Origin of the sequence: Aestuariivirga sp. (genome assembly GCF_046093005.1) — a bacterium.
Lineage (GTDB): Bacteria > Pseudomonadota > Alphaproteobacteria > Rhizobiales > Aestuariivirgaceae > Aestuariivirga.
The window spans coordinates 22,941-32,797 of the sequence record NZ_JBJTER010000039.1 but is presented as its reverse complement, the minus strand read 5'-3'; the positions used below and the strand labels follow the sequence as shown (position 1 = coordinate 32,797).

At 66.0% G+C, this 9,857-nt stretch carries 10 protein-coding genes and 1 pseudogene; 7 read left to right on the top strand and 4 right to left on the bottom strand.

The window, feature by feature from the left end; translation table 11 throughout:
- Both ACKOED_RS03180 and ACKOED_RS03175 read left to right on the top strand, forming a co-directional pair.
- The coding region (locus tag ACKOED_RS03180; protein WP_408915126.1) for a glycine--tRNA ligase subunit alpha at positions 1-918 on the top strand (918 nt) is incomplete at its 5' end.
- A gap of 48 nt (positions 919-966) precedes the next feature.
- Positions 967-1,164, top strand: a pseudogene (locus tag ACKOED_RS03175) (transposase domain-containing protein); the annotation flags it as partial.
- A gap of 139 nt (positions 1,165-1,303) precedes the next feature.
- Here ACKOED_RS03175 and ACKOED_RS03170 read toward each other — a convergent pair.
- Positions 1,304-2,707: a flavin monoamine oxidase family protein gene (locus ACKOED_RS03170; RefSeq protein WP_408915125.1), complete on the bottom strand. Its 1,404-nt coding sequence runs from the start codon at positions 2,705-2,707 to the stop codon at positions 1,304-1,306.
- Positions 2,708-2,773: 66 nt separating this feature from the next.
- Here ACKOED_RS03170 and ACKOED_RS03165 point away from each other — a divergent pair, with 66 nt between their 5' ends.
- Positions 2,774-3,358 carry a TetR/AcrR family transcriptional regulator gene (locus tag ACKOED_RS03165; RefSeq protein WP_408915124.1) on the top strand — a complete coding sequence of 195 codons (585 nt, stop codon included), beginning with the start codon at positions 2,774-2,776 and terminating at the stop codon, positions 3,356-3,358.
- A gap of 153 nt (positions 3,359-3,511) precedes the next feature.
- Entirely contained in the window at positions 3,512-3,793 is a 282-nt protein-coding gene (locus ACKOED_RS03160) for a hypothetical protein (RefSeq protein ID WP_408915123.1), read from the top strand.
- Between the two features lie 158 nt (positions 3,794-3,951).
- Here ACKOED_RS03160 and ACKOED_RS03155 read toward each other — a convergent pair whose 3' ends face one another.
- Positions 3,952-4,599 carry a pyridoxamine 5'-phosphate oxidase family protein gene (locus ACKOED_RS03155; RefSeq protein ID WP_408915127.1) on the bottom strand — a complete coding sequence of 216 codons (648 nt, stop codon included), beginning with the start codon at positions 4,597-4,599 and terminating at the stop codon, positions 3,952-3,954.
- 68 nt (positions 4,600-4,667) lie between these two features.
- Here ACKOED_RS03155 and ACKOED_RS03150 point away from each other — a divergent pair, with 68 nt between their 5' ends.
- The 3 genes from ACKOED_RS03150 (at position 4,668) to ACKOED_RS03140 (ending at position 8,261) form a co-directional block, all read left to right on the top strand.
- A complete protein-coding gene (locus tag ACKOED_RS03150; RefSeq protein WP_408915122.1) occupies positions 4,668-6,095 on the top strand; it encodes a PLP-dependent aminotransferase family protein in 1,428 nt (475 codons plus the stop codon).
- Positions 6,092-7,693 (top strand): amidohydrolase, encoded by a 1,602-nt coding sequence (locus ACKOED_RS03145; RefSeq protein WP_408915121.1) that lies wholly within the window; start codon positions 6,092-6,094, stop codon positions 7,691-7,693. Before ACKOED_RS03150 ends, ACKOED_RS03145 begins: the two co-directional genes overlap by 4 nt.
- A 70-nt stretch (positions 7,694-7,763) precedes the next feature.
- The gene (locus tag ACKOED_RS03140) at positions 7,764-8,261 is read left to right on the top strand and encodes a copper chaperone PCu(A)C (RefSeq protein ID WP_408915120.1); all 498 of its coding nucleotides are present in this window, start codon (positions 7,764-7,766) and stop codon (positions 8,259-8,261) included.
- Here the strand turns inward: ACKOED_RS03140 and ACKOED_RS03135 are convergent.
- Complete coding sequence (locus tag ACKOED_RS03135) at positions 8,231-8,773, bottom strand: isoprenylcysteine carboxyl methyltransferase family protein (RefSeq protein ID WP_408915119.1); 543 nt, start codon at positions 8,771-8,773, stop codon at positions 8,231-8,233. The genes ACKOED_RS03140 and ACKOED_RS03135 overlap by 31 nt on opposite strands.
- Positions 8,774-8,781: 8 nt before the next feature.
- Complete coding sequence (locus ACKOED_RS03130) at positions 8,782-9,819, bottom strand: type III polyketide synthase (protein ID WP_408915118.1); 1,038 nt, start codon at positions 9,817-9,819, stop codon at positions 8,782-8,784.
- Between the last annotated feature and the right edge of the window lie 38 nt (positions 9,820-9,857).

The following is a 9,857-nucleotide window of genomic DNA, read 5'->3' as shown; positions in this document are numbered from 1 at the left end:
CACCCCACCCGCTCCTTCCAGGACCTGATCCTGACGCTCCATGAATATTGGGGCCGGCAGGGCTGCGTCATCCTGCAGCCCTATGACATGGAGGTGGGGGCCGGCACCTTCCACCCCGCCACCACGCTGCGCTCCGTGGGGCCGAAGCCGTGGGCCGCCGCCTATGTCCAGCCCTCGCGCCGCCCCAAGGACGGCCGCTATGGCGAGAACCCCAACCGCCTGCAGCACTATTACCAGTATCAGGTGATCATGAAGCCCTCGCCGCCCGATCTGCAGGCGCTCTACTTAGGCTCGCTCGCCGCCATCGGCATCGACCACCGGCTGCATGACATCCGCTTCGTCGAGGATGACTGGGAGAGCCCCACGCTGGGCGCCTGGGGGCTGGGCTGGGAAGTGTGGTGCGACGGCATGGAGGTCTCGCAGTTCACTTACTTCCAGCAGGTGGGCGGGCTTGATTGCCAGCCGGTGTCGGGCGAACTCACCTACGGGCTGGAGCGTCTGGCCATGTATGTGCAGGGCGTCGATAATGTCTATGAGCTGAGCTTCAACGGCCAGGAGGGGGCGCGGCGCATCTCCTATGGCGATGTGTTCCTGCAGGCCGAGCAGGAATTCTCGCGCTATAACTTCGAGCACGCGGACACCGCGGCGCTGCTCCGCCACTTCGCCGACGCCGAGGCCGAATGCCAGGCGCTGCTGCAGGCCGGAGGGGCCGAAGGCCGCCACCTCCTGGCGCTTCCCGCCTACGACCAGTGCATCAAGGCCTCGCACCTCTTCAACCTTCTGGACGCGCGCGGCGTGATCTCGGTCACCGAGCGCCAGGCCTATATCCTGAGGGTGCGGGAACTGGCCAAAGGCTGCTGCGAGGCGTGGAGCCGGACGGACGGGGGAGGGGCGGGACAGAGCCTGACCTGCCACTGAATTTTCATCCAGCAGCTTTTAGAGTCTTGGCCTCTTGCTCTGCGCCCATTCGCTGGATCGGACACCAGCGGCGAGCGCGCCGCCGCCATCTACTCGTTCATTGAAACAACCAAGCTGAACACCATCGACCCAGAGGCCTATCTCCGCTCCGTCCTCACGAGCATCGCCGGTCATCCGATCAATCGCGTCGAAGAACTTCTGCCGTGGAACTGGGCCAAAGCCAGTCAACTCTCACACGCCGTGTAACTCACCGGACGGTTACGGTGCGCGTCAATGCGCTGTCTGCGAGGCGCAACGAACGCGTGGTGAGGCGGAGCCCATGCCGACCATCGCCGCCGAACCCGACATGGCAATCCATTTGAGCGCTTCGGCTCAGGCCAGATGGTCACCGGGCAGCGAGCACAGCATCGACGGCGCGTTCAGCGGATTGCAGGGCGCCCTCCATGAAGGAACGCCACGCGGTCGCCGTTTCGGTGCCCGCAAAATGGACGTTGCCGACGCGCGCAAAGAGGTCGGGCGCGTCGGTCCAGCCGCCAAGCCCCCGGCGGCTGGCATAGCCCCCCAGATACCAAGGGTTGGCATTCCAGTCGATCGATCGGGCAGCGATTGGAGAGGGAACGTGCGGGCCTGCCACGGATCGAAGCCATTCCAGGACTTTTTCGATACGCTCGGCCTCACGGGTCGTCTGCCCAAGGCGACGTCCACTGGCGGATGTGGAGAACAAGACGAGCGTGCCCGTTCGCCCATCGGGCGGCGATGTGTCGGCCACTGCGTTGCAAATTGCGCCGGGGCTCAGGAGCGAGCCGGACAGCCCCATCTCGCGCCACCAGGCCCTTTCAAAAACCAACACCGTCTTGATGACCGAACCCGGTTGATATCCAGCGATCACCCGCTGCCACTTCTCCGGCAGATGCGGCAGGATCCCCATCGCCCGGTAGAGCTGCGGTGGAACCGTGACGATCAGGTGTCTGGCACGATAGCTCGTATGGGCAGTCTCGACCGTGACGCCATCTGCATCCGGATGCACGCGCGTTGCCGGCGCGTTCAGCATTACCGACGCGCCAAGAACACTTGCGAGATGATCCGCCAGCGGCCCGGTCCCTTCGGCGAGGAACCACTGCGCCGAGTCCGCCTCGCCCTGCAGGCCACCAACGGACACGGCCTGTTCGATCAACTCTCGAGCCGAGACCGTATCGATCGGTGCGCAGAGTTCTCCCTCCAGGAGTCCGGCAAGAAAGCGATAGGCCTCATCTGTGAAGGCGAGCTCGCGGAGGTACTGAGCGGCACTATGGGTATCCCAAGAGGCCCTTTTGGCTTGCCCGGCGCGCTTCTGGTGCCGCCCAATCCGCCAGTCGAGCTGCAAGGCATCTAGTTTGGCCCAGAACGACAGCGGAAGTTCACCGTCTTCTGCCAAGGTTGGCTTGGCGGCGGGCGAGCTGAAGTAAGCATGCCGCCCTGTTGTCGCGCGCGCGACGCGCGTGAGACCAACCTCGTCGACCAGGGCCGAGAGTCGCTTATGGCCGTCACTGAGGAACTGCGCGCCGTGATCGACCACATGCCCGGTTCTGAGCCTTTCCGAATAAACCCGGCCGCCAACGCGCGGACCCGCCTCAAGGACGGTGACTGATGCTCCGCGCTCCTTGAGGCGCCGGGCGGCTGAGAGGCCGGCCAGACCGGCCCCAATAACAATGACATCCACAGTCGACATGTTCGTTCCTAACGCTTCGGCGCGCTCGATGAAGCGCGACCCCGTTGTGCCTGTCAGTTGACAGGTATACGCGGAAGGCATACTTGTCAAGTGACAGGCAAAGGTTTTCGCAGTATGGCTGGCAGGAACAGGACGGGATCAGAAACGATGGCTACGGATGCTCGGCCCACGGCTATGCGCGCCTTGGAATACCTTCAGGAACTGGCCTTAGAAAAAGGCCTCGACGACGTCTCGATGCGCGATGTAGCGAAGCGCTTGGGGATTTCGCTGGCCGCGCTGCAATACCACTACCCGAACAAGGCGGCGCTCCTCGACGCCTTCGTCAGCCAGACCGTTGAAGGCTACAGACGGCGGATCGAAACCATTCTTGCCACGAGCCCCGAGGGTGAACGCTTCGCCAACCTCGTGAGGTTCGCCGCAACAGAAACGGTGCAAACGGATCGGCACGGCGTGCTTGCCATGATCGAGGGCCGCGCAAGCCACGACGACGCTGCCCGGCATGCGATCGGTCTGTTCCTTGCGTCATATCTGACCGCCATGCGGGACGCGCTGATTGCCGATGTACCGGACATGCCGCCAGCCAAAGCCCTACTGAAAGTGTCGCTTGTGGTCTCCATGCTTGAGGGCTTGCCGTCGCTGATTGAGCCGGCCTGCGATCTTGGACTTGATGGCGAGACCCTGGTCGATAGCGCCGTGCAGACCGCAACCGCACTTGCGCTCTGGACTCCTTAGGCGACCGCAAACGGCGCCGCGCTATCGCATAAGGCAAGAGCCGGAAACGGCAAGAGGCCCCTCCCGCCGGAGCGGGCGAGGCTTGGCGGGCTGCAAAATTCCTGGTGGCTTTCCGTAAGAAATCGCTTATACGGGGTTCATAGGGAGTTTCCGATGCGTAATGTCATTCTGGCCGCCAGCGCGGCGCTCGCCCTCTCGTCTTTTGCGGCCGCTGCTGCTGAGAACTTCATTCCGCTGGGCCAGGATTATGGCCTCGGCATCAACAGCCTGCCGCCGCTCGATAGCGAGAAGGACCGGTTCAACGCTCAGACTGACATTTATCAATCCGAGGTCTATAACCGTGAACTGCAGAGAAAACAGTTCGACAGCAGGATCTTTAATCTGATGAACGAGCAGGAGCCGGGCGACCTTAACAGCCCGAACCTGGATTACTGAGCAGCGCTGCGCGCGCTATCACGCCTGAAGCACTTTGCGGGATCTTCCGCGCCGGCGCCAACGTCAATCCGGCCATCTCCCGGTCGAATCAGGTTACGATGTGCCTTCGAAAGCAAGGCTTTCAGGAAAAACCGTAGCGTCATCGTCAGGACAAGCGCCTAGCCGATTCTGAAGTCCGTCACGTGGCGGGGCGGCGCAAGGCCCGCAAGCAGGCGCGGGTCATCGGCCGGGGCCAGCAGCTCCTGGCGGACCGGGATGACGCCCGCCCAGATCGGCAGGCCATAGTCAGCCTCGTCGTCGCCGGGCGGGCCGCTGCGGATCTTGGCCGAGGCCTCGTCAAGCTCCATCGACAATACGGTGGTGGCCTTGAGTTCCTGGGCTGTCATCTTGCGCAGCATATCCCAGCGGCCGGGCCACAGGCCTTCGGTGAAGGCCTTCAGGCTTTGCTCTTTCTGCGCCGGGTCCGTGAGCTTCCGCGCCGTGCCGAAGGCCATGACCGAGCGGTAGTTGCAGCTGTGGTTGAAGGCGGCGCGCGCCATCACGAAGCCGTCGAGAATGGTCACCGTGAGGCAGACCTGCGCGTCCTCGCAGGCTTCCAGCATGCGGCTGGCGGAAGAGCCGTGCCAGTAGACGCGGCTGCCCTCGCGCCACTGCAGCGTGGGCGTTACGTAGGGCGCGCCGTTGAACATGTAGCCGACATGGCAGATCGGCATGGCGTCGAGAATGCCATGCACGGTTTCGGCATCATACTTGGCCCGCTTGTTGAGGCGCTTGACGCGGGTTCTTTCGCTGGGGGCGTCCATCAGGCTCTCTCCGGTTGCGGGTCCGGCATGCCCGGGTTATGGTCTGCCGGAAAGGGCCAAATTTTTCTCCGATGGGCAGACCACTTCCCGGCGCTTCGGCCAGCGAGATCGGCATCGACCGCGGCGACCGCGAGCCGATCCAGCAGCAGATCGCGCGCCAATTGCGCGCGCTGGTGCTGAGCGGCAGGCTGAAGCCGCAGACCAGGCTTTGCTCGACGCGGGCGCTGGCGGAGGAACTGGGCGTTGCCCGCGCCACGGTGGTTGACGCCTATGAGCAGCTGGCGAGCGAAGGCTATCTCGAAACCCGCTCCGGGTCCGGCACGCGGGTGGCGGCGGAGCTGCCCGAGTCCCTGCTCACCGCGCCGGCGCGGGAGCGGCCGGAGACCGCGCCGCCCATGCGGCAGGCGCGGGAGCCGGCAAGGCCATTCCGGCCCGGACTCGTCGACTGGGATCATTTTCCGCATGAGGAATGGGGCCGGCTTCTGGGCCGCTATTGGCGCAACCCGCCGGTGGCGCTGCTCGAACACAACGACCCGTTCGGCTGCCTGCCGCTGCGCGAGGCGATCGCCAGCCATCTGCATGAGTGGCGCGGCATCGGCTGTGAGGCCGGGCAGGTGATCGTCACGGCGGGTGGGCTTGATGCCTTTGATCTGATCGGACGCGCGGTTCTCGAACCCGGCGACAAGGTTTGGTTCGAGGAGCCCGGCTATTCCACCGCGCGGCGCATCTTCTCGATGGGAGGAGTCCATGCGGTTCCCATCGCCGTCGATGACGAGGGCCTGTCGGTGGCCCAGGGGCGGACGCGCGCGGCGGCGGCGCGGGCCGCCTTCGTGACGCCGGCGCGGCAATATCCCACCGGGGTCACCATGCCTCTGGCGCGGCGCCTGGAACTGCTCGACTGGGCGGCCGCGGCGGGGGCGATCGTCATCGAGGACGACTATGACAGCGAGTACCGCTATGTCGGGCGGCCGTTGCCCGCCCTGATGAGCCTCGATGAGCGGGCGCGGGTGATCTACACCGGCACGTTCTCAAAGGTGTTCTCGCCGATCGTCCGGCTTGGCTATACGGTGGTGCCGAAGTCGCTGGTGGCGCGGTTCCGGGCGGCCCGTCTTTCCCATGGAGCGCCGCCATCGCTGGTGGCCCAGCCAGCACTCGCTGAATTCATGCGCCAGGGCGCCTTCGCCATCCACATCCGCCGCATGCGCCGCATCTATGCCGCGCGGCGCCGCGCGCTGATCGAGGCCCTGAGCCCCGGCGATGGCCGGCTTTTTCATATCGACGCCTCGCCAGCCGGGCTGGTGCTGCTGCTGCGCCTGCCCAAGGGCCGGAGCGATGCGGAGGCGGTCGAATTGCTCGCCCGCCATGGCATCGCGGTGCAGCCGCTCTCCGGCCATTATGCCGGCCGCGGCCGCCGCCAGGGCCTGCTTCTGAGCTTCGCTGGCTTCAGCGAGGCCGACCTGAGGAAAGCCGCCAGAAAAATGATTGAGGTTTTGTCATGAGCGATGCCGCGCGCGCCGATGCCTTTGCATGGGTGGAGGAAAACCGGCCCCACTGGTCGGCGTGGAACGCGCACATCTGGCACCTCGCGGAAACGGCCTGGCGCGAATACCGCTCCGCCGCCTGGTATGCCGAAACGCTGCGCGCCGCCGGCTTCACGGTGGAGGAGGGCTCGGGCGGCATGCCGACGGCCTTTGCCGCCAACTGGTCCAACGGGCCGGGGCCCACCATCATGGCCTATGCCGAGTATGACGCGGTTCCCGGCAACTGCCAGGCTGCGGTGCCGTGGCGCCAGCCGCGCGCTGGCCTCTCGCGCTTCGCGGGCGGCCACACGGACCCGCATTCGGCGCTCGGCATCGGCGCCCTTGCGGGCGCGCTCGCCGCCCAGCATGCGATGCGGCGGCATGGCATTGCCGGCTCGATCCGCTTCATGGGCGAGCCCGCAGAGAAGGTGCGCGGCTCGAAACCGATCCATGCCGCGAAGGGCTATTACGACGGCCTCGATGCCATCATCTCCTTCCATCCCTTCTACATGCTGCCCCTGTGCAACACCGCGCGCTGGGATACGCATTGCGGCCCCTACTGGGCGGCGATCTATGAATTCCTGTGCGAGGAGCCAGAGACCTGGCTTCAGGATGCCGCCACCGGCGCCGCGGGCGCGCCCATTCCCGCCGCCCATACCGCGGCGCGGGCGCCCGGCGCCAATGACGCGGTGGTGGCCATGTACACGCTCTCCAAGATGATGCGCGAGCACATGCTGCCGCACACCGGCACCTGGACACTGAACGAGACCATCCTCGCCAGCGGCCAGGCCACGGCCGACAATCTGGCGGGCCAGATGGCCCAGATCATGTTCGCCGCCCGCGCCCCCGATGTGGCCATGCTGAGGAAGATCTACGCCGTCCTCGACCGCAACGCCGAGGCGGCGGCCGCCGCCGCGCATTGCACGGTGAAGCGGCATTGGGTCTCTAAATCGAAGCCCGGCCTCGCCAACCATGCGATGGCCGAGACCGTCTTCCGCAATCTCGAGCGCGCCGGCCCGCCGCGCTACGGCGCGGAGGCCGTGCGGGTGGCGCGCGAGCTGCAGAAAGAACTGGGGATCGCGCCGATGGACGATCCCTTCGCGCCGGAACTGCGCGAACTCGTGCCGCCCGAGGAGGCCGAGCGGCGGCTGCGCCGGGACCTGCCGGCCTGGCAGACGCATTACACCTCGGATGACTATACCGACATGACGTGGTTCGCCCCCACCGCGCGCTTCTATGTGGGCCGCGCCGTGCTGAAGGCGCCGCCGGGCTTCGCCTATCCCGAATGGGCGCTCAACGCGCTGGGCGGCATTCCGGCGACCATCGATCCCACCGTGGAGACGGCGGCGAAGACCGTGAGCGGCACGATCATTGACCTGCTGACCGATCCCGCGGCACTGGCGCGCGCCACGGCGGAATTCCGGCACCGCAGGGGCCAGGCCGACGATCCGCACCCCTGGTGCGACTATGCGCCGCCCATCGATTTCCCATGGCCGGCGTATGTGGACACGCCGCGCGGCCGGCAGTGGTGGATCCCCGCAACCGCCGCCGACCGCGCGCTGGAACGCAAGACATGACGGTATCGCGGCGCCTTGGCGCAAGACGGAGGAAGCTGCTATGTTCGCACCAAGGCTGGAGGAGGCTCTCATGGATCGCAGTTTGACCCGGGTGATGACCGCCCTTCTGTTGATGCTGACCGTCGTTGCCCTTGCCTCGCCCGCTGCGCTGGCCGGCAACGTGATGGTGACGAAAGCCTTTGCGCGCGCCTCGCCTACCCCCAACGCGGCCGCCGGCGCCGCCTATGTGAGCCTCATGAATCATGGCGAGGCCGACCGGCTCATTGGCGCCAGGAGCCCGGCCTCCACGACGGTTGAGATACACAAGTCCGAGGTGGTGGATGGGATCATGAAGATGATCCCGGCCGCGCCTCTCGACATTCCCATGCATGGTGCGCTGGAGATGAAGCCGGGCGGCTATCACCTGATGCTGATGGGGCTGAATGGTCCGCTGGTGAAGGATACGGTCATCGAGGTCATTCTCATCTTCGAGAAAGCCGGGGAGCTGACGGTCAAAGTGCCGGTCGGCGGTGTTGCCGCGAAAGCGGACACCCACGATCACGGTTCGGCCGGGGCGTCCGGCGGCTGAGCGCCGGCTGGCGGTTCGCGCAGCTCGCTCAAGGCCTCGTCCTCGGTCTTGATGCGCCACCACAGCACCGCGAGATTGAGCAGGCCGAAGATCCCCGCGTACCACCAGAGTCCGAACGCCATGGGCAGGATGAAGATTTCGCCGGCCACGACCATGTAGTTCGGGTGGCGGACGTATTTGTAGGGTCCTTCGTCAATGAGCGTTTCGCCGGGCACGACGATGATACGCGTGGTCCAGCGGCTGCCGAGCGCGGCGATGATCCAGCCGCGGCCCGCATCAAGCACCAGATAGGCGAAGATCCACGGCATTGAGAGCGCGGGCGCCTGGTAGATCACCATATACCAGAGCCCGGCCAGCCACAGCGCGTGCAGCGCCACGATGAAGGGATAGTGGTTGGATCCCAGTTCGAAGCCGCCGCGGTCCAAAAGCTTCCGGGTGTTGCGCCTGGCAATGTAGAGCTCGACCAGCCGCTGCAGGGTGACGAGCGAGAGAATGGTGATGTTGAGCCACATGGCAAGCCTCAGTGTAGCATGGTGACGAAACTGGCGGTGAAGCCCGGGCCCAGCGCCGACAGGAAACGCCGGCCCGCGGTGGGGCTCGCGAGTTCCCGCGCCAGTACGAACAGCACGGTTGGCGCCGACATGTTGCCGAATTCGCTCAGCACGACGCGCTCGTTCCGCAGCCGTCCCGGCGCCAGGCCGAAAGCCTGTTCCAGCGCCAGCACCACCTTGGCGCCGCCGGGATGGAAACAGAAGCTCTGGATGTTCTCGAGGCTCAGGCCATGGCGCGCCAGAAACTGGTCGGCGGCCGGCCGCAAATCAGACGTCGCCAGATCAGGGATCGAGCGCGAGAAGATGGCGCCGAAGCCCTCGGGGTCCATGCGCCAGCCCATCACATCGGTGGTGCCGGGCCAGGTATGTTCGCCGGCATGTTCGATGCGCCCCAGGGGGTGCCCGGCCGTGGAGAGAACCGCCGCCGCGGCGCCATCGCCGAACAGGGCGGTGGCGATGATGTTGGATTTCGACATCTCGTCCGGCCGGAAGGCCAGCGTGCAGAGTTCGATCACCACCAGCAGCACGTTCGCGCCCGGCGCGGCGCGCGCCAGGCGGGCGGCCAGCGAAAGCCCGGATGCACCGCCCGCGCAGCCCAGCCCGAACACCGGCACGCGCTGCACGTCCGGCCGGAAGCCGAGGCTGCTCAGCATGTGAGCCTCCACCGACGGCGTGGCGATGCCCGTTGACGACACCATCACGATCGCGTCGATTTGCGAGGGCTTGAGCCCTGCCTGATCCAGCGCGCCGGCTGAGACCTCCGCGAACAATGCCGAGGCGCCTTCGAGGAAGGCGGCGCTGCGTTCCGGCCATCCCTGCTGCTGGTGGAACCACGCGAAGGGGCTGACGGAGAACCGCCTGGCGATGCCGGAATTGCCGAACACCGGCGTCAGACGTTCAAAATCCTGGTGGCGGCCTCCGAAAATCTCACCGGCCTCGCGGATCACGTCTTCGGTGCGCATCTCATATGGCGGCACCGCCGTGACGAGGCTCAACAATCCGGCCATTACGCAACGCTCCCCTGCAATCCAGGCGCTTGCCGCCC